A 20,706-nucleotide genomic window follows, 5' to 3' on the forward strand; every position below is an offset into this window, starting at 1 on the left:
GGCGAAGAAGATCTCAGCCGCGGCGATTTCAAATCGGAGTACATCCTCATCAACAAATGGAGGTGTTCTTGGACTAGGGCTCGGTAATTGAGCATTGCGATCAAGGCACATCTGGTGCGGATCGGGGTCCGAAAGAAGCGACAGAAGAAGGGCTTCACCATGCATGGCTTGCGGCATACCGGCGCAAGCGAGATCTCGCTTCTCCCCGGCGTCGGGGTGAAGGGGATCAAGTCGCAGACCGGGCATAAGACCGACAGGCTCGCGCTCTACTACGCAGAGCAAGCGGAGAAACGTCGTGCGAACGAGATGATGATCGCGGCCTGGAACGAGGAGCGAGCGCGCAAGGCCCAGGACAGGCTCCGGCGCCGTCGGGCAAGCATCTCGGTCGTGACCTAGGCCGTGCCCCGTAAACCCGGCGGCGTGATGCGACGAACGCAGTGTCTGCTTTGCCCCCAAAAGCGACCGAGTTCGTGCGGCCACGCAATATGTCGCGATGGGCCATGAGCGGTCCTTGCGACGCTAGAATTCACGATCTGATAACAGTCAACAAAAAGGGGGCTGCGCCGTGAGAAGAACTGCAACCAGAGCGTGTTAAATGCGATTTGATTCAAGGCGTTTTTTAGATTGGGATTTAGCATGACTAATGTTCCGCCCCCACCCGAGCCTTCTGATCGTCCTTCATTTGCGGGCGGATGCGTGTTCTTCGTTGTCATGGCGGTGATCCTCCTGTTTCTGATTGCAAACTGGTTAGGATTGGGCCGGCTCTTGACGCAGAGAGGTTGGAGCTAGAGTTGAGGCTCAAATCAGGGCGGCCCAAGTCCGCTTCGGGCCAGACGCGGACATCTGACGCTATTCCGTCGCTTCGTCTGCGGTCACGAACAGCGATGGTGGTATGGTAAGCGCCTCAACAGAAGCGAGGGGCCCTCCGAAGATTGCGGCGGTGTCAACCCGCTGTCGGCCGAGTCAGGTGCGAAGCTTCTTTCGACGAATGACGATGTGGTCGTTTCGCGAGAAGCGCTTGCACTGCCAACTGTACCCCGCTTAATCGAGCAGCAACGGAAGCTTCTGTGTCATACGTACTGTCCACCCCAATGCGGGGAAGCGCGAATGGGTCGAGACGATCGCCGGTTAGCTGATCGTGTCGTGTTGTTACGGCGCTCGCGTATCCCGCTTCGTTGGCGAGATACTCCTCTCGCAGACCGCACGCGCCGGGGGTTCCATAAGGATAAGCGAGGTGCCTGACAGGCAACTGAAGTAGATTCTCCAGATAGTTCCGATTATCGATCAGTTCGGCTCGCGCTGAGGTCTCATCCAGGTCTGAGAGCGCTCGATGTGAGGTCGTGTGCCCGCCAATCGACGCGAGAGGATGACGCGCCAGACTTTGGAGCTCGCCCGGATCCAGGAAATACCGATCATTCAGCGCCGCCGTGGAAATGCCGGCGTTTTCGAATGTCGCCGTGAGCGACGCGGCACGTTTATAATCCTGGTGCACCCAGTCTCTTACTTTGCCGAGGGCAGCTCGCTTGCTCCGCTCATCAGGGCAACGAAACCGCGCACCCATTGCGTCGATCGTTACCGCTTCTCTCGAGCGAATTAGTTCGCGCACTCCCAGCCACCAGCACTGCATGGTCCGCTTTAACGCATCTGTCGGCACATACATTGTGAATGGAGCGTTGTGGTGCTCGAGGATCGGAAGCGCTACCGAGACATTGTCCCGGTACCCGTCATCGAAAGTGACGACCGCATAGCGGCGAGATCGGTCATCTTCGGCCAAGCGCTTAAGGCACTCTTGGAGACTAACGATCGCCCATCCTTCTCGTTGCAGCCAATCTACCAAAAACTCGAAAAGCTCAACCGAAGCGCCGGTCATCAATTCCGACCGACAATCTCGCTGAATCTCGTGGAACATCAAGATGACCGCTCTGCCAGCGAAAAATCTGCGACAAACCGGGAGAAGTCCGAGACCCTTAACTCCATAAAACAGGCTATGTTTTAACAGCTGCTTCACTTGAGGCTACCTCCACGGAAGAAATCCGTTCGGTCAGGACGGTCAGCTTCAGAAAACGTCCGCGCTGCCCTTTTGCGGGACTTCTGTAGAGAGTAGTACTCGGCCGGATCCGCCAAACTGGAAGCAAAGCGCTCAGACTTGCGCCGGCAGTTGACGGGTGGGCTAAAGATAAGAAGGTTTACGCCCCAAGACCGCAAACGCGTGGCGGTCGATGCGTCGAATGGACCAACACCAATGACAGCTACTGGGGCATCAAATGCAGCCATCTGTCCCCCCAAAATCGCACTCTGCTCGTAAACTTCGACGCAAATGTAGGAAGAGAGTTGAGAATTAGGGTACAGCCGAGGGCAATAGTGATTACCCAATTGTGGCTACGAGGGCCTGCCGGCGGATTCCGTTCGCTAAGCCGGTGATAGCGACAATGTCCCGGGATGCCATCGCGAGGGATCGCTCCCCGCATGTCGGACTTGGGTCAAAAGCTGCCGTGGCACACAAACCGCGATTGGTCCGCTAAGGGCCACGAGCGGACATCGCTGCGGCAAAAAATCCCGTATGCGAGATCGAGCGGCGCGGAGCAGGCATGTATCGCGTGCGCCTTAGGAGCTGGTTCGTTTGTTCCAATGCTCGGCCGCCTGCCTAACGGTCGGCGCATTGGGGCCGAAAGCTGAACATTCCTTACATACTGCAAATTTTGGATCGATGTCGCTGTTGATCCAAACTTCCGAACTGCCGCAGAAAGGACAGGGCCGCAGCGGTTGTACAGAAATGGGGAGTCCGCGCAGTGGATCGATAGCTGGGCTGTCGCTAGGCTTCCTAGGCATCTTAACACGAGCGTTTAGGCAGTAGTTCTGGGCCGATGTCGACGACCTCGACGAAATGATGACCGACGTCGCTGTTGAAGCCGATGAAGTCCCACTTCGCGCCGTCCTCTTGGCAAGTAGTGCCGGTGAAACGTGCCGGCTGCCACTCGGGATGTTTCGTGCTTGAGCGCACAAGGACCCAATAGAAGCGACCTGGAATCAGCTGTGTGACGTCAGTCATGGAATCATTTGAGACCCTCGCTCACGCCGCAGCGCAACGCTCAGTCGAGCGCAGACGCATGGGCTTGCCGCGCGGCGGGTTGCGCGGACCGTTCCCATTCAGCGCGCGTAGCGCTTCCAGAATTTCGTCGATACGAACAGACGCCTTTAGTCCCACCGGTGAGCGCAACGCTGGACAGGACGCGATCGCCGAGGCGTCAGAAGCCCATGACGCGAGGATGGCCCGCTTCTCGGCCAGACTCAAAGTCGGGTCAGCGACGACGTCGCGCGGATGCGAGAACACCGTGCCGGGATGAAGAAGGGCATTTAAATCGAAGACGTTATCGTGTGCGGGCGTCGTCCGCATGGCTCAACCTCCCATCATAAGTCGCATTAAGGTGGCCGCGCGGGAGCAATCCCGCGCGGCGGCGATCGGAACCAAGCCGCGTTGGTCAGGCGGCCTTGCCCTCGATCTGCTTGACCTGCCCGGCGCTTGCGCCCGCGATGGCGATGCGCCGCGGCTTCATGGCCTCGGGAATCTCGCGTTGAAGCTCGATGACCAACAGACCATTCTCGAAGTGCGCGCCCTTGACCTCGACGTGGTCAGCCAAGGTGAACTGGCGCTTGAACGAGCGTGTCGACATTCCGCGATGCAGAAAGGTCTTCTCGTCCTTCTCGGCCTTATGGCCTTCCAACGTCAGGACATTCTGCTCCACCGTAAGGCCCACCTCGTCCGGTGAGAATCCGGCGAGCGCCACCGAGATTTGGAACCGGTTCTCGTCGAGCCGCTCGATGTTATAGGGGGGATAGCTCTCTTCGGCGGTCCGCTGGACCTCGTCGAGAACGTCAAACAGGTGGTCGAACCCAATCGTCGACCTCCACAGGGGAGTCCAATCATACCTCATAGCCAAATCCTCCAAAGAGCAAGTTGGGTACGAGCTGGCACCGGACACCGTCCGGCGCCCGCCTTGTTTTCGGGGCCCCGAAGGCGCCCCGGCCGCCATGTCTGCGGCGACCAAAAAATCTGCCACGGGCAAAAAAGTTTCAAGAGGGTAACGAAAAATTTTAGGGCCTTAACGGGCGGTCTGGCTAAGCGTTGTTGTTTGTCGTGGAAGGTCTCAACCGCTTCGCTGCGCTCTATGGCCGCTCGGGGGCACAAGCGGCGGTCTGCGTCCAAATAGCCGACATGGTCATGCCTCAGCTCGGGTCGGCTAAGGGCCAGAAGCGGTCATTCGATCACATCGTCCGCACAGCGCAGGAAGCTTATTCGGGCAACCCCGCTTTCCGAAGACCCTCAATAAACAGCTTCGAGTTTTTGGGGACCCGGGCGATATGCGCCGATATTGTAAAGGCGGGATCGATCTCAAGCACGCGCGCCGCCGCGGCGTGCGCCTCAGCGTCGCGTCCGAGATGGGCGAAGGCGGACGCGAGGCCGCGGCAAGCTGGCACAAAGAAGGGATTCTGACGAAGGGCTTTCTTCAATACGACGATCGCCTCGTCAAAGCGGCGAAGCCCCATAAGGGCATGCCCAATGCCAAGAAACGTCATGTGCAGCAGCGGGTCTACCGGGCTCATGCGAATGGCGCGTTCAAAGCTTCGGATCGCTTCCTCCGGCAGCCCCGCCATTATATAGACCCAGCCTCTGTTGTTCCAAGTGCGCCATGAGTTTGGGTTGAGCGCGACCGCCCGGTCAGCCATTTCGATCTCGGCTTCACTATCGCCGACCATGCCCGCCAAGATTACGGCAACCCTTGACAACGTGTCCGGATCACCATCATCGATCCTCAATGCCAAACGAGCAAGCCGAACTGCTTCCTTGCAGTCGAACTGGGGATCGTTGGCATAGCCTAAAGCGACGTTGCTCGCATGACAGTCACCTGCCAGAGCCGCCGCAGAGCCGAACTTCGGGTCTAGCTCCAAAGCGCGATGAGCGAGCCTGATCGCCTCGGCCAAACTTTCGCGGGTCGTCAGGTAATACTGTTGTATGGATCGGAGAAAAAAGTCATAGGCAGTGAGGTTCTCTGGTCGCCGCCGCGTCGCCATTTCGATTTCTGTTTGAAGCATCTTTGGCTGAACAGCCGAGACGACGGCGAGCGTTACTTCGTCCTGGAGAGCGAAAATATCCGTCAGATCGCGCTCGAATCTGTCCGCCCATAGATAGGCACCTGTCACCGCATCAATCAATTGCCCTGTGATGCGAACTTTCCCAGATGCCTTGCGCACAGATCCCTCAAGCACATAGCGCACGCCAAGCCCGCGTCGGACCTCCTTGAAATCGACAGCTTTGCCTTTGAAGGTAAAGCTCGAGTGACGTGCGATAACGAACAGAGACTTAAAGCGCGACAGCGCAGTGATGATTTCCTCCACCATGCCGTCGGCGAAATATTCCTGCTCGGGATCGCCGCTCATGTTCTCAAACGGCAGCACGGCGATGGAAGGTTTGTCGGGGAGCGCAAGGTCGGGCTTTTGAAGTTCTAGCTGGTCGTCGGCAACTGCTGCGCCTGCTGGTTCCTTCGCTTCCCGGACTGCTCCGACGAAACGGAAGCCCTTGCGCGGTAGTGTCTTGATGAAGCGCTGTTCCTCGCCGGAATCGCCGATTGCAGTCCGGGCGGCATTCAGACGGGTTGTCAGCGCCGCGTCGGATACGCTGCGCCCATTCCAAATAGCTTTGATGAGGTCGTCCTTGCTGACAACTCGCTCCCTGTTGCGGATCAGGTAATCGATCAGGTCGAATACCTGGGGCGCAACGGAGACGACGTCTGCCCCGCGATGCAGTTCGCGCCGGTCGGTGTCGAATGCGTACTTCTCGAAAAGATAGCGCAAGCTGCCAATCCCTTTAGGGGGTCTCCGGTCATCGGGGCTCTAGCGACACTTGGAACACAAAGAATAAGCTGCCGGTAAAGAAAATGTAAGCAGCACGTCAAGCGTGCTCACCGGGGACTTGGCGCCTTGTCTGAGTGGAAATAAATTAGCTCAGACGACCGTGTCGCAGCGACGCGATCCCAGCACCCTCAAGAATTTGTCGGGCGCGTTTCAAGAATGGCGGAAATGGGAGCGACTGCGATGTCGAAACTGGCAGTGGTGGCCGGTCGGAATTGGACTCGGCCAGCCGCATCGTGGCACAGATGCCGACTTCCGGTATGGGTCAAACTGCGAAGAACTCAGATTGAGCAAATCTGGTCCGCTCGGGCGCAATTAGCGGACCTTGGGCAGACGAGGCGCCACTTCGCAGATGGGCCAGAAGCAGTCGTCGTACTAAGATGTCCCTGGTCAAGCAGCGGCGATAGCACTGTCATGGGCGACGTATCCACGCCCTCCGCGCTTTACATCGTAGAGACGGTCGTCTGCGCGCCGCTTGAGTGAGCGGGCAGTATCTCCGTGAACCGCTGCAGCTATGCCGATGCTCGCGCCTATAGTGACCATGTTGGGGCCAATGACAAAAGGTCTTTCAAGTGCCAATACAATGCGCTCTGCCTCGCGTGTAGCATTCGCCGCTCCGAATCCTGTTTCAAAAAGTATGGCGAACTCGTCGCCGCCGAGACGCACAACGAGATGATGGCCTTCGAGCTCATCGAGGATCCGTGTAGCAACTGACTTGAGCAGTTCGTCGCCCGTGTCATGCCCATACGTATCATTGACAGCCTTAAATCGATCTAGATCAATCAGGGCGACTACCGTGACGCCAGATGCTAACTGTCGCTCAAGCGCATCGTCGAGCGCTGCACGGTTTGCAAGTCCCGTCAATGCGTCTGTTAGAGCTGCCCGTGACATGTATTCCTTTGCAAGGAGCTGATCACGAACTCGGCTGTGCAATGAATTTATCTGCTGAAGAGTCCCAATCCAAAAGCATATTAGTATCGCTGCAACTGCCCAATAATCGGTGCCGTGCGCCAGCGCCGCTGTAGTAAGCAACGCAAACAGCGTGGAGACGTTCGGAATTGCGAGCGCCGGTACTGCAGCGCCTCTGATGGTCACGGCGGGAATGTGCCCCGAAGCGGCCAGCACCACAAGAGCGATAGCAACTTCATTCCCGAGCGAGAATGCTCGCACAACGAGAGCAGCGAGTAACGCGGAATAAGTGACGCCAATCGCTAGCAAGGTCGGCAAATAAGCGGGGCTTGACCTGCATAGTTTTACGAACCCGATGCGAAATAGAGCCAACGTGACGTTTGTCATCGCCAAGGAAGTTATCACCACATCCCCTGCCGTCAGCCCCAACGCAGTCGAAAACAGTGCTAGCGCTAGCAGGTAAGGGAGCAGAAAGCGCTCATCCGCGAGCATCGATTGAAGGCTGCGGGCCGCTGAATGCGGCAATTTTGGATCAATAAACTGTATGTTGGGCAACACTTGATAGCTCCCTAGGCATTGACCTTTGAGCACGTCTCGATTGCTACCAAGTTCACAATTGCGCTGAACGCCCGGTTCTCTCAATAGGTAAAATTGGAGATATCTTCGCCGAACGTGCTCGAGGTCTGCAACGGGTCAAAATGCTTAAGAACTCAGGTGGAGCAAATCTGGTCCGCTCTGCCGCGATAGGCGGACCTCCGTCAGACGCGGCGCAACGTCGCCGATGGGCCACAACCGGAAATGCTGTTGACTTGCCATCATCAAGTGTGACCCTCTTCACACACCTTCCAGCAGAGTCATATTAACATTAGACCGAGTCGTTCCGTTGAGGAGCAGATGATGACTCGATCTTCGATAAGACCGCGATAGTTTCACGCGCTCCCCAGCAGCGATAATGGCGTCCGAGCAAGATCAGGCTCGGAATGTTGCCTTCCATGGGATGTCGGTCTGGCTCTCAGCGACGGCTTTGCTTTTTTCAAACTCAAGCAGAAAATCTTCGAGAGTTGAAAAGCATGATCTCAGAGAACACCCAAAAGCAACTTCTGCTCATGTCCGGGATCCTCACTGCCGCGGGCGGCCTCATTGGCGCGGCAGCTGAGATCATCAAAAAGACGATCGGGCTGCCGCTTTGGGCGGCTGTCACCCTGTACGTCGCAATTTTTCTTCTTGGCATATGGATGCTAGCTAAATGGCGCACACGCCATTCTCGCCTTCTAAAGCCCGATGCGCTTATGCTTGATCGCGACAGCTCCGAGCATCTTGTCGGCCGTGCAGATGACATCAAAAATCTTCTCCAGCGATGCCTCGCCAAGCAGATCACCTTTCTGGAAGGCGAGTCGGGCTCTGGCAAATCAGCACTCGTGCGGGCTGGACTCCTGCCGAAACTCAAGGATCACAGATCTATCCAACCGCTTCTGCTCGACGATTGGTGGGTCGATGATTGGGAGTGGAGTCCGTCTAAGGCCCTGAAGAGCGCCTTGATTGCAAGTGGCACCGTCGGCTCCGATGCCAAGGCCAAACCAACTGACGGTCCGTCAGCATCGTGCGGACGACGGTTGCCCGCGCTCGCGGACTTGGAACAGGAGCTTGTCCGACTCAATGACAAGGAAATGCGCACCCCACTCATTATCTTCGACCAGTTCGACGACTATCAAGCGCGTAACAGGGAGCGCTTTCTGCCTAATAACGTATGGCTCGATCCTGCTACATTGCGACAGAGCAATCCCTTCTGGGGCATGGTCGCAGGACTCTTAGAACAGGACAAGCTGCGTTGCCTGTTCGTCACGCGGAGCGATACTGCCGCTGGCCTCAGCTCTGTTGAGTTTTTCGGATCTGTGCAGGCTTTGCGCCTAGATCGCGTGCGGTCTCCGTATATTGCCGAACTGCTCACTCGCCTCACGGAAGGGACTCCTGCGGCGCCGGTGATTGCCGATCCGGACGCAGGCTGGACCAAACTGCGCGACCGCATCATAGGCGACGTCTCCGAACAAGACGTCATACTGCCCCAGCAGCTCAAGATCATGCTCGGCGGCATCCAAAGCCTAAAACCACTCAACGTTAAGCAATATGAGCGGGTTGGTGGCGTAGCGGGAATCGAGGCGTTTTATATCGAGCAGCAAGTCAACGGAGCCGCGCGGAAAGTCAGGATGGCACCCAGTCAGGTCCGGGCAGTGCTTGTGGACCTGATTGATCCCTTAAACAGGACCAAAACGCGGTCTCGCGGCAGCCAGGATCTTCTAGCTGTCCTTGCGAAATCGAGCGGGCAGCCCGTCGCTCGCGCCGAGCTCGACAAGGCCCTGGACGAACTGGAGCGGGGGGAAGTGCTTCGTAGCCCTAGCGAGCCGGGCAGTGGTCACACTGTCTACCGGCTTGACCACGATTATCTGGTTCGCGGTGTGTTGGCTGCCGAGCGGCGGGCCAACCGCTGGCACTATCTTCTTGAGGACAGCGCAAAGGCGTTTCAGGATGCCGGCACGCTTTGGAAAAAGTGGAAGGCCCTCCTGCCTGTCGGGATGCAATTCCGATTAGCATGGGCGCGGATGAAAGGCCGGTTCCGCTATGGCAACAGCCGAGGTTATGCCGCCTTGAGTCTCGCCCGCCTCCCAGCTCGGCTGTTAAGCGTAGGCGGGTCATTTGTTCTAGTTCTAGGTCTTCTGAGCGGTTTGATCTTTTGGAATATGGAAAGTAGAGCGCGGGAAGCCACCGCCTCCTTCTTTAAAGAAATCCATAGCACAACAGACCGTGATCTAATTCATGCTCGGACGGAAATGTTTATGCAGAATGTAAGAGCCCTTCAATTGTTCAAGCACGGAGAGGTGCAGGCAATTGCGGGCCGGATGATTGACACCATGAACAGCACCACGAATGCGGATCAGATGATTGCATTGCAAGGCGCACTTGTTGCCGTCGCATCGGACCTAAGGCCGGAGGAGGTGCAGACCCTCGCTAGTTCCGTCATCCAGAAGATCCAGAACACGGCGGACACGGCTCACATGAGCACCCTGACGCAGGCATTTGCGGCGATTTCAATTCTCCTAAGGCCGGACAACGCGAGGGCACTCGCTGAGCCGGTCCGCCAGGCGATCAAGGGCGAAGGCGATCCCAAGCGACGCCATGCTCTGGGATCGGCCCTTTCGGCCATCTCATCCCAACTAAAGCCGGAGGAAGTTGGGGCGCTGGACGGTTCGATCGTCGAGGCGATCCAGGGGGAGCAGGCTCTGCCTTAGTTAAGCCTTCTGCCAATGAGCGACGATCCACCCCGAAACCGGGAGAATCCGAATTATTCAAACCAGGCCTCATTCTGACTGGGTAAAGAGATCGGGGTCAAGCGTCGGCAGGATGTCCGGAACGGGTCAAAGGCTCCCCTCGGCGTCTCCACGATGGCTTTCCGCTTAGGCCTCGGAAGCGGACCGTGCGAGGCCAATAGGGGAGGTCAGCGATGGGCCACTTCCGGACTCATGCGTAGCAGCAATTGCGTCTTGCCGATGCCAAGAGTTCACATTGCAATCCGGCTTCCATGTTATAAAGTAACGCTTGGGACAGCTGGGTCCCTGAGTGGCTCCCGGCAAGCGTGATGCGGCATGAATTGGTTTCGGAAGCACCTGAAACTTGGTTCGCGGCTGGCGCTGTTGGCGCTTGTCGTCGAGTTCGCGCTGTCGTTCGGGCATTTCCATGCCTTGGCCGCCAAGGCGGTGCCAGCGACCTGGACATCGCTGACGAAAGTGGCTCCGCCTAGCAGCGTGGCCGTCCTTACCCAAGCTACTCCCACAGAGGCCTCTCGGAAACAGCCACCTTCCAACGATGATCGTGACCACCCGGCCGGCGCTTGCGCGATCTGTGCAGTCATTTCGCTCGTAGACAGCGCGCTTTTGGCGGCACCACCGGTGCTCTTGCTGCCGCAGACCATCGATCTCCCGTATCTTGCGACCGACGCCGGTTTCCCCCGCGTGCAATCAGCACGCTCGGCGTTCCAGTCCCGCGCGCCTCCCCTGTCCACCGATTGATGATGTGATCATCGCTGTCGCCCGCGTCACGCAAAGCGACAGCAATGGAACGATCGATATCGAGCCGTCACTCCACTCGACGGCAGCAGGATCGGGATCATGGCTTCCAGGCCCACTCGAGCATTCCATATCGGCGGAGCGAGCTGGCTCCTGCTTGCCGCAGTGGCGACACCGACGACGGCACAGGAGAAGCCGGCAACCGAACTGCCGTCCGTCACCGTAACTGCGCCCAGTCCGATCGTGCGGCGGCGCGTCGTTACTCCCACGCGCGCCCCCGTGCGCGTCGCCCGCAGCGCACCCGGACGCACTCGCGAGCGCGCGCCGCAAGCCCAACCTGCGTCTGCGGCCCCGGCAGCAGCGCAACAGGGCGTGCTGCAAGTCGTGACCGACCAGTTCGCAACGGTGACCGTGGTGCCGAACGAGGAAATTCGCCGGGAGGGCACCGCCCAGCTCGGCGACCTCTTGTTCTCCAAGCCCGGCATCACCGGCTCGACCTTCGCACCAGGCGCCTCGAGCCGGCCGATTATCCGAGGTCTCGACGTCAATCGCGTTGGAATCATCGAGAACGGCAACAACGCTGGCGGCGCCTCGGATCTGGGGGAAGATCACTTCGTGCCGGTCGATCCGCTCGCCACCAACCAGGTCGAGGTCATTCGTGGTCCGGCTGCGATGCGTTACGGCTCGACTTCGATCGGCGGCGTGGTAAGTGCGACCAACAACCGCATTCCGGATGCCCTGCCCACATGCCCGGCCCCTCCGTTCCAGACCTACGGACTACCGGCGAAAGCGCCGTTGGCTGCCGCGCCAACGTCACCTTGCGTGAACGTCGAGACGCGAACGGCGGTGAGTTCCGTCGATCGTGGTGTCGATGGCGGCATCCTGCTCGATACCGGCGGAGGCAATTTCGCGTTTCACGCCGACGCCTTTGGTCGCACGGCCAGCGATTATAACATTCCCAGCTATCCCTACCTGTTCGACCACACCCGGCCAGTCGGTGGACAGCAGCCGAATTCGGCCGTGCAGGCAGATGGTGCCTCGATCGGCGGCTCCTACATCTTCAATGGCGGCTTTATTGGCGCCGCCATTACGCAAAACGATTCGCTCTATCACATCCCTGGCATCGATGGAGCCGACCACAACACCCGCATTGACGCGCATCAGACCAAAATCACCATGAAGGGCGAATACCGGCCGGATGCAGCGGCCATCGATGCGATCCGTCTCTGGGCCGGCGCAACCGACTACCGGCACAATGAGCTCGGGCTGGCCGACCCAGCCGATCCGTTCAGCGACGGCGTACGCCAGACCTTCACCAACAAGGAGCAAGAGGCGCGCGTTGAAGTGCAGATGATGCCGTTCAACGCCCGCTTCGCGCAGGTAACCACCGCGTTCGGCATGCAGGGAGGCCATCAGGAGCTCACCGCACCGAGTCCTGACGATCCAGGCAGCCCGCTGAACGGACTTTGGAACCCCAACAACAACAACAGGGTCGCCGGTTACGTCTTCAACGAGCTGAAATTCAGCGAGACCACCAAGGCGCAGATTGCCGGACGCATTGAGCACGTCAACCTCGCCGGGACAACGCCGGCATTCATACCTCCCGTGTTCGACGTCAACGTCGACCCCGCCAGTATTGGTCCCGCCACGCCGCGCAATCTGGACTTCACGCCAAAGAGCGCGAGCATTGGCCTGCTCCAGAATCTGCCGTGGAATCTGGTGGCCAGCATTACCGGTCAATACGTCGAACGAGCGCCGAAACCGGCAGAGCTCTTTTCGCGCGGCGCGCATGACGCGACTGCTACCTTCGACATCGGCAACCCAGACCTCGGCATCGAAACGGCAAAATCGATCGAGGTTGGGCTGCGGCGGGCGACAGGGCCGTTCCGATTCGAACTCACCGGGTACTACACGAAGTTCAACGGCTTCATATTCCGCCGGTTGACCGGCAACACATGCGACGAGGCGGCTTGCGTGGACATCGCCAATCCGGACCAACTTGAGCTGCAGCAAGCGAGATATTCGCAAGCGACGCCGTCTTCCGCGGCGGCGAGTTCCAGAGCCAGCTCGACGTCGGACCGCTCAATGGCGGTATCTGGGGCATCGAGAACCAGTTCGACGTCGTCCGCGCCACCTTCACCGACGGCACCAATGTGCCGCGGATTCCTCCCGCACGCGTCGGCGGCGGCGTCTACTGGCGCGATGACAACTGGTTCATGCGCATCAACCTCTTGCATGCGTTCGCGCAGAACGACATCGCCCCGATCGCGGAGACGCCGACGCCAGGCTACAATCTGCTGAAGGCCGACGTCAGCTACAAGACCAAGCTCGATCCGTCCTGGTTCGGCGCGCGCGAGATGACGGTCGGCCTCGTCGGCAACAATCTCTTGAACGAGAGCATCCGCAACTCGGTGTCCTACACCAAGGACCAGGTGCTGCTGCCCGGCATCGGCGTGCGGGCATTTGCAAACCTGAAGTTTTGAGCCGAACGGCCGAAAGGAGAACTGCCGCTGACGGTCGAAAGAGGTCTCAAGATGAGTGGCAGAGGTAGCGCGGCAATGGCTGGTGGGTTGCACGGTGTCGGCGCCGAGACCGGGCCCGGGAATGCGATCGAACTCGCGACCTGCGGTTGGCTCGTCGAGGTTCACTTGATCGGGGGCCGCGCATCTGATCCCCGGTTCTTCGCCGTTGGAATACGTGAGGCTCGTGAGGCGGAAGAGGAAATCCTGCGGTATCCGGGTCTCGTTCGCGAAGACAAAAGGATCGCGCGGCGACGGCTTTCCGACAAGGAGATCGCGCGTCTCGGACTGAGAGCGGATGGGGTGAGGCCGTATATTCTAGGACCCGGTCTGGAATGATCACCGAAGCAAGTTCTGGATCGATGTTGCCAGAGCCGGCTTCGGGACCCACGCATCGAGCGGTGAGTCGAAGTCCGCTACTCAACAGATTTCCGGGAAATGACAAGCCTGAGGTGACGCCATGACGATTGGCGATCAGTCGTTGTCGCGGCCGTAATAGCTTTTCTGGAGCCGGTAACGCCTACCCGTAGAGATGTACTCCTGTCGCAGGCAACTGGTGCCCCTGCAAAACGTTGCCTGCTCATCGCAATGCAGATATTCGAAGTGCAGCTTGATCAGCCGTGAATTGTCGAGAAAGGTTGCAAAGTAATGAGCCGCCGTCGCGTTCCCGCACATGCGGGTGATGGCACTTCGAACCTCGGGCGGTAAACGATCGATACGTTCGGAATTCCAGGGATCGTCGTGCCCTACGTGACTGCCGAGAGCGAATGCAGGGGGGTGATTGGCTACTAAAAGCACCAGAACTCCGGCCGCGGTTGGTGAAAGCCGTGTGTAACACATCCACATGCCAGCACCCCATCAGGACGTGGAAGATTTGGCAAATGCAGTCGCGAAACGAAGAGTATCAGGAATGCCAATGAGCGCCAGCGGTTTGAGTTGTCCAAAGTAGGTGCGGCGCATCAATTTGATCATTGCGTTCGAGGTCAGTTCTGGGTCAACATGCGAAAGCTCAACGCGAGCAATTCGCGTCCGCTAGACTCCGCGAAGCAGACCTCAAAGCGGTGACCCGCCACTTCGCTGATGGGCAAAAAGCGGGACACCAAACGTGCGGCCCAGCGAGCCGTCAGGCGAGGCCCTCCACCCCGACCAACCGCGCTGAGCTGCAAGCGTCTCTTATGCTTTTGAGTCCCTGGTACATTGCGCCATTGTAAAACGCCTCAAATGCCGCGATCGACGGGAATTCCAACAAGACAATCCTTCGAGGTTCCCAATCTCCTTCGTAGACCTTGTGAGCTCCGCCTCTAGCCAGATATTTGCCGCCGGCCATCTCCAGGGCAGGCTTCACACCCGACATGAATTCCTGGTATTGCTTTGAGTCACGAATATCGACGTCAAAAATCACGTAAGCCGCCATTTGCGGTCTCCCGATCCAGTTGTATCGAACGCCGCTCCCCACTGAGGCAGCATCGGGGGCTGCATCCACTCGCGTCAAATCAAATGTCCGAAGGGTCAAAATGCGAAGAACTCAGGTTGAGCAAATCTGGACCGCTCTGCGGATAAGTATCCGCCCTATGGCACTCGGCATATGGCCTTGGCCGACTGAAGACCAAAAACTTCGCGTCGACTCGCGAAGAGACTGAGCTGGGTACCCCGGCCAATTTCTTTTTCTGGCGCAGGAGGTGCTTGTATGTCTTTTGACCCGATGGCCGCCGCCGTCGACTGGCTCGATGCCTACCGCGCCGGCGATATCGAAACGCTACTCGAAATGTACGCCGAAGATGCTGTGGTCTACTGCGATTGTGACCAATTGGCGATCTCCGGCAGAGAAAACCTGCGAGGCTACTGGGCTGCCCATCTGCAGGAACACCCAGCTGCCGAGCTGGACAATCTTCAGCCCTCGCAGGGTGGCGCAATAATCTCCTACGTCAGTGGGGAAACTGCAGTGCAGGCGGTCTTAGACTTTGATGATGCCGGGAAAATCAGGACACTGAGCTGCAGGCCGACACGTCAGGCCTCGTTCACCTCCTGAAGGCGGAGTCTGCTAAGGGTCAAAATGCGAATAACTCAGATTGAGCAAATCTGGTCCGCCTGCCGCAATGAGCGAACCTCCGTCAGACCCGCCCAACTTCGCAGAAGGGCAGCAGTCGACAAGAACCGCTGACGCTCGAGTCTACACATGAAGCAGACGCTCCCGCCCTAGAACGAATCCATCACCCGCGCGAAAGCCGGATGCTGCCGGTTCTTGACCTTGATCCATTCCCGCGGGCGGCCGGCGATAAATCGCCGGTCTCGGCGCTTGGAGACGATGCCCTCGAGGCCCATGTGGCAGGCATGCCGAAACAGGTCGGGGCCGATCGCGCCAGGCTCCCACGGAGCAATGAACATGCCGTCCGGGCCGCCGCGGAGCAACCGCGCGAGATTGGTTTTGCGCATTGAGAGCGGCAGCTGCTGTAGATCCTTCCCACCGAGGGCGAGGACGTCGAAGGCGTAGAGTTGCACCTCCTCATCGTGCCGGCGCGAGTGCAGCGCGTTGAAATCAGAGATGCCGTTGAGACCCAGCACCACGGCCTCGCCGTCGATGACGAATTGCTGCTCTCGGTTCTTCAGCGCGGCCGCGACGATCCATGGGAAGCGTCTGGTCCAGTCGTGGCCATTACGGGTAATCAGCCGCACCGTCTTGCCCTGTCGCGCGACGCGCAGGCGATAGCCTGACTTCGTGGATCCAATCGGGGCCGTCAGGCACGGTCTTGGCGGCCGTGGGCAGGCAGAACTCAAACACTTTAAGCATGCTCGTCAGATAGGCGGGGAATCGTCGAGCGGGAGTCCTTGCAGCTATTTCTTAGGTCCTCGTCCCGGCTTACGCAGGAACGGCCGCATGATCTCGGTGGTCGTAAAGCTGGTCTCGAACCCGTTTGGCAGCAATGGCATCTCGTCGGGGCCGACCCTGTTGCAGACCGGGCAAGGCGCGCCCGCGCCGCCGCAGCCGCAGGCCTTCGGCCCTTCCCACGGACGCTCGGGGTGGTTCACAATGCGTGCCGGCGCAACGCCCGCAAAGTCATGTCGGACCTCCCCCTTCACCGCCCCGCGTCGTTCCTATTACCTTGGCAGGGGCCCCGAGCTGTACAATGATTCAGGGCTGAAGCCTCGATAGAAGCCGTTGCCGACCCTGATTGCGAAGGCGCTGATCCTTGCGCAGCCTCTCCAGTTCCTGTTCGGCGGGCTCGGTGTCTTGTCCGCCACGCTTCAGCTCAACGATCAAACGTTCCTGTTCTGCGAGGCGGCGCTCTCCCTCGACCACGTCGCGTTCGACTTGCCTCAGCTCATCGAAGATCGAGCTGTTGTTGTCCATCATCTGGCCCCTCCCTAGGGGAGCCGTTGTGCTCTGTCTGATCAATCGCGCCGACACTTCAAACGTTCCGGTCTACGCTGCTGCGTGCAGTGTCGTGTTCCCAATTTCGTTCCTAGATGAAGGACGCTAAGTGCACTTTGGTACATAGTCGGCGCATGGTCCATGCGGCCACAGGATCAGGTTCGACCTTGCATATACAAACAAGATGAGTTCACGCGACAGTTGGTTCGGCGCTCGCGCGAAACGCTGGCTCAGGCTTATGAGGTCTTAGCTCTCCCGGTGCCGAAGGTCTGGCATCCGGAGCCGCTGAACTGCCGCAGCCTCAAATCGGCGGCGGACCTTGTACGACCGGACCCCGGCCAAATGGGGATATGACCGGGGCCCGCATTCCAAGAGCCACTCCAGTTATGTAGCTCCACCGGGTTCGTGGCAGTCCCGGCAGGAGGACAAATTTGAGTGTTGCCAGATGTTCCTGCACCTACTTGCGTGCAAGCAGGCTTCGCTTTGCGGCAGCGAGCGGATGTAAGTTCCGCTCTCGTGCAGTTCGCGCCAGCCCTTGTCGATGGCGAAGGCCGCAGCGAACTTAATCGCTGCGGCCCGCGCAAGGTCAAATGAACCGGGTGAAAAGTCTACGTGCAATATGCGGCCAGCCCCGGTCTTCCAATTTTTCCCGAATATCCGGTTTCCGACCACTACATATGTGAATGGCTATCCTACTTTAATTCAAGAAGGACGGCTCGGTGGTACGCTAGCTTCGTGGGCTCAGAAGCGCATGTGGAGCATCACCATGCTACTCACAGGTTCCAAGCCGGTTCAGCCTGCGCAATTCATCACCTGCGTTCATTGCGATGGTCGGCTCATTCAGATGCAGAGCTTTCTGTATGCACGTACTGAGAAGCAAGTACGGATCTTCAAGTGCAGCGGCTGTCAAAGGCTGACTTGGGACGATTAGGAAGTAACTCAGACGATTCTCGGCCACGTGGGCACTTTCGGCCAGCCTACGCATTTTGCCGCTTATGGAAGATGTCGCTGCCAGATATCTCCGCGAAGCGGAGACCTGCTTTGATGAGGCAGAGAAGGCCAACCGCGCTGACGACAAGCAGGCATGGCTAAAGCTGGCCGAGGAGTGGATGGCGATGGCGGAGAAAGCACAAAGGCAGACCTCTCACGAGCAGTAAGCGAGGGGCTGGCCGGTCGAAAGATTGGCCGGCAGTAGGATTTCCGCAACCCGCCCTAAAGTAAAAACCCCGGCAGCGGGGGACCACGCGGCCGGGGCAAAGTTACCCATCGTTCGGCTCGGATAGCCCGAGCTGAGCGTGTAATCCCGCAACGGCGCAAAGGTTTCGAAAAGGGGCCCTAAATTCGCTTTTCAGTCATTTGCACGGTGCTATAATTGTTCCGCTCGGGGAACGACTGCCATGGACTACCGCGCGTACATCCTTGATGATGACGGGCGCATTACCGGCGTGCATGAGCTGGATTGCGCCAACGACGAAGAAGCCGAAGAGAAGGCGGCCCAATTACGTGATGGGCACGACCTTGATGTTTGGCAGCGAGAACGACACGTCGTTCGGCTGAAGCGCCACACAAGGCAGTAAGGCCGCCTCAGTTTGCGGCCTCGTTTCCCTTCTACAGGTATTCTAGAAACCTAAGCCCGTTTTGGTAGTTATGATGCAACGGGTTTATTTGGTTCGGGTCACAACCGACAGCGCCAGCTCTGGGTAGCAGCGACAGAGCGAGGCGCCGCTGTGGATCGAGTGCTCGACGCCATCCCCGAAGGCTGGGCAGCGAGCCTAGTTGAACGGGAGTTGGATGCGGACTTGACAGCTTTCATTGAACATGCTGCCCGGCGAAGTCCGGCGACATCTGGTGTCCTAATTCCCCTGTGCGGGTACGGACGGCCCCGGGCACCTCCGGGCTGTACCGAGACGCACCGAGACCGCCCGACGCACCATACTCAATGCGGCACGCCGGTTGATCGCGTCCCGCCCGGGATTCACTCCCGGAGTCTCAAATGATAGAGTGTCCAGAATTTAATCTGCGGGTGTCAAACAGCACCCCATGGCTCGCTTTCAGAAGGGCCGCGCTCCGTCTTTGTTGAGCAGCCTGACGTAAGTTCCGCTCTCGTGCAGCTCGAGCCAGCCGTGCTCGACGGCGTACCTGATACCGGCGCCGAACTCCGGATGGCCGCGGCTGCCTTTCAAGAGGGCCACGAACTGCGCGTTGATCCGCTCGATGTAGATCCGGCCGTCCTGCACGGCCGGCGTGGCGGCGGCGATCTCCACCAGCTTGCGCGCGGCGGTTTCCGGATCGGCGTAGGGGCGACCTTCGGCTTGCTTCATCAATGGATCCTGCCGGCCGCCTGCGCGGCATAGATGTGGGCGCGGTGCGCATAGCTCTCGGTCGGCTTCCAGCTGTCGAACGTCGTACCGCAGACGCAGCGCATCAGCGTGCTCCGGATCTCGCTGTCGAGCTTCTCGCCGCGGGCGCGTTTCTCCGCCATCTCGGCGCGCCAGTCGCGATCGCTGCGCCATTCGGCAAAGGCGGTTTCAGGGATGGCGGGGAGCAGGGCGGACCATGCCGCCTCGGGCCTCGCGGGCGGCATTGAAGCTCGAGGCGATTCCGCTCCGCTGCGTGCCCGGCTCCATGCCCGGATAGAAGCCGACGGACCATGCCCATTGATCGGCGTGAACGGGCACGCCGGCGCGCTCACCGATCGTCCCGATGCGGACGTCGTTGAAATAGATGTGCCAGGTCTCCCCATGCGGGTTGTCGCTGCGGCCGCAGGTGAGGGTGTTCATGGCCTTATCCATCATTCCGGCTGGGAGGGAGACCGCGGTAAGGGGCGATCGATTTGGACGGCGCCATAGACGTGTCCTTCGGCGTGAGTGTTTCCGGAAAGGGAGAGAGCAAATCATTCACGTTGGAGTGCACCGGGGCCAACGATGGCGAAAGGTGTCATCGCTGGCTTCAGGCTGGAATCTGTGCCGCTGGGCACGGATTCTGTGCCGCTGGGATGAAGACGGCAACGAAACGACGGCCCGGGTGGTCGTGCCGTTCAAGGTAACCCCCGGCTAGGCGGGCCGCCTACTGCAACTGCTTAAGATTGCGAGCGAGTCTGTCTGGGGCGACAGGAACGGTGGTGTCGCCGCCGCAGTTTTGAAGTATGCGACGGCTCTATTTGGCCTCGCGGCTACGATCTTCGCCTATGTTTTGCTGGTCCTGTGGCTGGGAGAACTGAGCGACAGGCGGGCGTTGAGCGCCTTGAAAGATATGGAGTGCCACACGATTCACGCGTTCGGTAGCGCTTGACTCCTGTCCGTCACGGCACGTTGACAGCTGGCATCTCTGCGGTGGCAAGCGGTGTAAACGGACCGCCATGCATGGCGGCTATCGCGACCAGCACGACCACGACAACGATCAGCGCACGAAAGACGATGCTCCACATGGGGCCAAGTCTAGACAAATGGGTGCGGCGTTCGTTGTGAAGTAGGCCACACGCGAATTCGTTGTTTTGCAACTGCGACGTAGGGGGGCTTCGATATTTACGAAACGAAGGGCTCTATCTGCATTGGGACAGCGGGAGCAGCCGCCCCTTGGCACTCGACCTAACGCGGCTCATTCAGTTTCACGAATGATGTGGTCGCGATGCTCAAGATGAAGCGCCTGTGATTGCCGCATGGTGGAAAGAATCTCGTTAGCCGCTTTCGTGTCTTGACCATCGCGATGAAGCTCAGCGACCAACTCTTCCCGCCTTGCAAGGTGCCGCTCGACTTCTGCAACGTGGCGTTCCGCTTCGTATAGGTGGCGCAGCAGCATTGCCCTGTCCATCAAGCTTCGTAGCACGCCGCTCAACTCGTTAACACAGGATACTGTGGTGGCGCTCGCAACACGCTATCATCTTTGCAGGGGCGGGCCATGAGCGCATTGACGAAGTTGACGGCTGAACTGCCGGAGAGCGAAG

21 protein-coding genes and 1 pseudogene are annotated in these 20,706 nt (G+C 59.0%); 7 read left to right on the top strand and 15 right to left on the bottom strand.

Going from position 1 to position 20,706, the window contains the following annotated elements:
* Positions 1-87 precede the first annotated feature (87 nt).
* The gene (locus BRAGE_RS0145430) at positions 88-396 is read left to right on the top strand and encodes a hypothetical protein (RefSeq protein WP_027564675.1); all 309 of its coding nucleotides are present in this window, start codon (positions 88-90) and stop codon (positions 394-396) included.
* A gap of 547 nt (positions 397-943) precedes the next feature.
* Here the strand turns inward: BRAGE_RS0145430 and BRAGE_RS54035 are convergent.
* The 7 genes from BRAGE_RS54035 to BRAGE_RS52035 all read right to left on the bottom strand — a co-directional run bounded on the left by BRAGE_RS54035 (position 944) and on the right by BRAGE_RS52035 (position 7,374).
* Positions 944-1,909 (bottom strand): polysaccharide deacetylase family protein, encoded by a 966-nt coding sequence (locus BRAGE_RS54035; RefSeq protein ID WP_084335056.1) that lies wholly within the window; start codon positions 1,907-1,909, stop codon positions 944-946.
* Positions 1,910-2,604: 695 nt separating this feature from the next.
* Complete coding sequence (locus BRAGE_RS58155; protein ID WP_084335054.1) at positions 2,605-2,829, bottom strand: Lar family restriction alleviation protein; 225 nt, start codon at positions 2,827-2,829, stop codon at positions 2,605-2,607.
* 1 nt (position 2,830) lies between these two features.
* Positions 2,831-3,049: a hypothetical protein gene (locus tag BRAGE_RS0145440; RefSeq protein WP_027564673.1), complete on the bottom strand. Its 219-nt coding sequence runs from the start codon at positions 3,047-3,049 to the stop codon at positions 2,831-2,833.
* 21 nt (positions 3,050-3,070) lie between these two features.
* A complete protein-coding gene (locus BRAGE_RS54045; RefSeq protein ID WP_084335052.1) occupies positions 3,071-3,394 on the bottom strand; it encodes a hypothetical protein in 324 nt (107 codons plus the stop codon).
* Between the two features lie 85 nt (positions 3,395-3,479).
* Positions 3,480-3,932: an Hsp20 family protein gene (locus tag BRAGE_RS0145445; protein ID WP_027564672.1), complete on the bottom strand. Its 453-nt coding sequence runs from the start codon at positions 3,930-3,932 to the stop codon at positions 3,480-3,482.
* A gap of 358 nt (positions 3,933-4,290) precedes the next feature.
* Positions 4,291-5,850, bottom strand: coding sequence for a winged helix-turn-helix domain-containing tetratricopeptide repeat protein (locus BRAGE_RS0145450; RefSeq protein WP_027564671.1), 1,560 nt, complete (start codon positions 5,848-5,850; stop codon positions 4,291-4,293).
* A gap of 447 nt (positions 5,851-6,297) precedes the next feature.
* Positions 6,298-7,374, bottom strand: a complete 1,077-nt coding sequence (locus BRAGE_RS52035; RefSeq protein ID WP_141263402.1) for a GGDEF domain-containing protein — start codon at positions 7,372-7,374, stop codon at positions 6,298-6,300.
* Positions 7,375-7,886: 512 nt separating this feature from the next.
* On the opposite strand from BRAGE_RS52035, the gene BRAGE_RS0145460 reads away from it, so the two are divergent.
* The 3 genes and pseudogenes from BRAGE_RS0145460 (at position 7,887) to BRAGE_RS51360 (ending at position 13,357) form a co-directional block, all read left to right on the top strand.
* Complete coding sequence (locus BRAGE_RS0145460; protein WP_027564670.1) at positions 7,887-10,100, top strand: ATP-binding protein; 2,214 nt, start codon at positions 7,887-7,889, stop codon at positions 10,098-10,100.
* A 354-nt stretch (positions 10,101-10,454) separates the two neighbouring features.
* Positions 10,455-10,877 (top strand): DUF2946 family protein, encoded by a 423-nt coding sequence (locus BRAGE_RS0145465; protein ID WP_027564669.1) that lies wholly within the window; start codon positions 10,455-10,457, stop codon positions 10,875-10,877.
* A 99-nt stretch (positions 10,878-10,976) separates the two neighbouring features.
* A pseudogene (locus BRAGE_RS51360) lies at positions 10,977-13,357 on the top strand (TonB-dependent receptor).
* Positions 13,358-14,516: 1,159 nt separating this feature from the next.
* Here the strand turns inward: BRAGE_RS51360 and BRAGE_RS0145485 are convergent.
* Entirely contained in the window at positions 14,517-14,807 is a 291-nt protein-coding gene (locus BRAGE_RS0145485; RefSeq protein ID WP_027564666.1) for a DUF1330 domain-containing protein, read from the bottom strand.
* Between the two features lie 273 nt (positions 14,808-15,080).
* Here BRAGE_RS0145485 and BRAGE_RS0145490 point away from each other — a divergent pair, with 273 nt between their 5' ends.
* On the top strand, positions 15,081-15,422 hold the full coding sequence (locus BRAGE_RS0145490; RefSeq protein WP_027564665.1) for a nuclear transport factor 2 family protein: 342 nt from the start codon (positions 15,081-15,083) through the stop codon (positions 15,420-15,422).
* A 167-nt stretch (positions 15,423-15,589) separates the two neighbouring features.
* Here the strand turns inward: BRAGE_RS0145490 and BRAGE_RS51365 are convergent, their stop codons facing one another.
* On the bottom strand, positions 15,590-16,066 hold the full coding sequence (locus BRAGE_RS51365) for a DNA ligase (RefSeq protein WP_322596939.1): 477 nt from the start codon (positions 16,064-16,066) through the stop codon (positions 15,590-15,592).
* Between the two features lie 457 nt (positions 16,067-16,523).
* On the bottom strand, positions 16,524-16,745 hold the full coding sequence (locus BRAGE_RS54050) for a hypothetical protein (RefSeq protein ID WP_231164138.1): 222 nt from the start codon (positions 16,743-16,745) through the stop codon (positions 16,524-16,526).
* 1,013 nt (positions 16,746-17,758) lie between these two features.
* Here BRAGE_RS54050 and BRAGE_RS55580 point away from each other — a divergent pair.
* Together BRAGE_RS55580 and BRAGE_RS0145510 are read left to right on the top strand one after the other, a co-directional pair.
* Positions 17,759-17,920, top strand: coding sequence for a hypothetical protein (locus tag BRAGE_RS55580; RefSeq protein ID WP_156950912.1), 162 nt, complete (start codon positions 17,759-17,761; stop codon positions 17,918-17,920).
* Between the two features lie 240 nt (positions 17,921-18,160).
* Entirely contained in the window at positions 18,161-18,340 is a 180-nt protein-coding gene (locus BRAGE_RS0145510; RefSeq protein WP_027564663.1) for a hypothetical protein, read from the top strand.
* Positions 18,341-18,814: 474 nt separating this feature from the next.
* On the opposite strand, the gene BRAGE_RS0145515 is transcribed toward BRAGE_RS0145510, so the two are convergent.
* From BRAGE_RS0145515 to BRAGE_RS54055, 5 genes are all read right to left on the bottom strand, one after another.
* The gene (locus tag BRAGE_RS0145515; protein ID WP_028146520.1) at positions 18,815-19,084 is read right to left on the bottom strand and encodes a hypothetical protein; all 270 of its coding nucleotides are present in this window, start codon (positions 19,082-19,084) and stop codon (positions 18,815-18,817) included.
* Positions 19,084-19,347 carry a hypothetical protein gene (locus BRAGE_RS57515; protein ID WP_231164137.1) on the bottom strand — a complete coding sequence of 88 codons (264 nt, stop codon included), beginning with the start codon at positions 19,345-19,347 and terminating at the stop codon, positions 19,084-19,086. Before BRAGE_RS57515 ends, BRAGE_RS0145515 begins: the two co-directional genes overlap by 1 nt.
* On the bottom strand, positions 19,292-19,543 hold the full coding sequence (locus BRAGE_RS57520; RefSeq protein ID WP_231164136.1) for a hypothetical protein: 252 nt from the start codon (positions 19,541-19,543) through the stop codon (positions 19,292-19,294). The genes BRAGE_RS57515 and BRAGE_RS57520 overlap by 56 nt, the downstream gene beginning before the upstream one ends.
* A 521-nt stretch (positions 19,544-20,064) precedes the next feature.
* A complete protein-coding gene (locus tag BRAGE_RS57705) occupies positions 20,065-20,190 on the bottom strand; it encodes a hypothetical protein (protein WP_265441384.1) in 126 nt (41 codons plus the stop codon).
* 170 nt (positions 20,191-20,360) lie between these two features.
* Positions 20,361-20,561 (bottom strand): hypothetical protein, encoded by a 201-nt coding sequence (locus BRAGE_RS54055; protein ID WP_231164135.1) that lies wholly within the window; start codon positions 20,559-20,561, stop codon positions 20,361-20,363.
* Between the last annotated feature and the right edge of the window lie 145 nt (positions 20,562-20,706).

The organism is Bradyrhizobium genosp. SA-4 str. CB756, from assembly GCF_000473125.1.
GTDB classification, from domain to species: Bacteria; Pseudomonadota; Alphaproteobacteria; order Rhizobiales; family Xanthobacteraceae; genus Bradyrhizobium; species Bradyrhizobium arachidis.

Excerpts from the sequence above, each read along its gene's own strand:
- BRAGE_RS0145490 (WP_027564665.1), top strand. The coding sequence starts at position 15,081 with ATGTCTTTTGACCCGATGGCCGCCGCCGTCGACTGGCTCGATGCCTAC.
- BRAGE_RS0145460 (WP_027564670.1), top strand. The coding sequence starts at position 7,887 with ATGATCTCAGAGAACACCCAAAAGCAACTTCTGCTCATGTCCGGGATC.
- BRAGE_RS54050 (WP_231164138.1), bottom strand. The coding sequence starts at position 16,745 with ATGATGGACAACAACAGCTCGATCTTCGATGAGCTGAGGCAAGTCGAA.
- BRAGE_RS55580 (WP_156950912.1), top strand. The coding sequence starts at position 17,759 with ATGGAAGATGTCGCTGCCAGATATCTCCGCGAAGCGGAGACCTGCTTT.
- BRAGE_RS57520 (WP_231164136.1), bottom strand. The coding sequence starts at position 19,543 with ATGAACACCCTCACCTGCGGCCGCAGCGACAACCCGCATGGGGAGACC.
- BRAGE_RS0145445 (WP_027564672.1), bottom strand. The coding sequence starts at position 3,932 with ATGAGGTATGATTGGACTCCCCTGTGGAGGTCGACGATTGGGTTCGAC.
- BRAGE_RS0145440 (WP_027564673.1), bottom strand. The coding sequence starts at position 3,049 with ATGACTGACGTCACACAGCTGATTCCAGGTCGCTTCTATTGGGTCCTT.
- BRAGE_RS0145485 (WP_027564666.1), bottom strand. The coding sequence starts at position 14,807 with ATGGCGGCTTACGTGATTTTTGACGTCGATATTCGTGACTCAAAGCAA.
- BRAGE_RS57705 (WP_265441384.1), bottom strand. The coding sequence starts at position 20,190 with ATGTGGAGCATCGTCTTTCGTGCGCTGATCGTTGTCGTGGTCGTGCTG.
- BRAGE_RS0145510 (WP_027564663.1), top strand. The coding sequence starts at position 18,161 with ATGGACTACCGCGCGTACATCCTTGATGATGACGGGCGCATTACCGGC.
- BRAGE_RS57515 (WP_231164137.1), bottom strand. The coding sequence starts at position 19,347 with ATGCCGCCCGCGAGGCCCGAGGCGGCATGGTCCGCCCTGCTCCCCGCC.
- BRAGE_RS54055 (WP_231164135.1), bottom strand. The coding sequence starts at position 20,561 with ATGCTGCTGCGCCACCTATACGAAGCGGAACGCCACGTTGCAGAAGTC.
- BRAGE_RS54045 (WP_084335052.1), bottom strand. The coding sequence starts at position 3,394 with ATGCGGACGACGCCCGCACACGATAACGTCTTCGATTTAAATGCCCTT.
- BRAGE_RS0145515 (WP_028146520.1), bottom strand. The coding sequence starts at position 19,084 with ATGAAGCAAGCCGAAGGTCGCCCCTACGCCGATCCGGAAACCGCCGCG.
- BRAGE_RS54035 (WP_084335056.1), bottom strand. The coding sequence starts at position 1,909 with ATGTTCCACGAGATTCAGCGAGATTGTCGGTCGGAATTGATGACCGGC.
- BRAGE_RS0145465 (WP_027564669.1), top strand. The coding sequence starts at position 10,455 with ATGAATTGGTTTCGGAAGCACCTGAAACTTGGTTCGCGGCTGGCGCTG.
- BRAGE_RS58155 (WP_084335054.1), bottom strand. The coding sequence starts at position 2,829 with ATGCCTAGGAAGCCTAGCGACAGCCCAGCTATCGATCCACTGCGCGGA.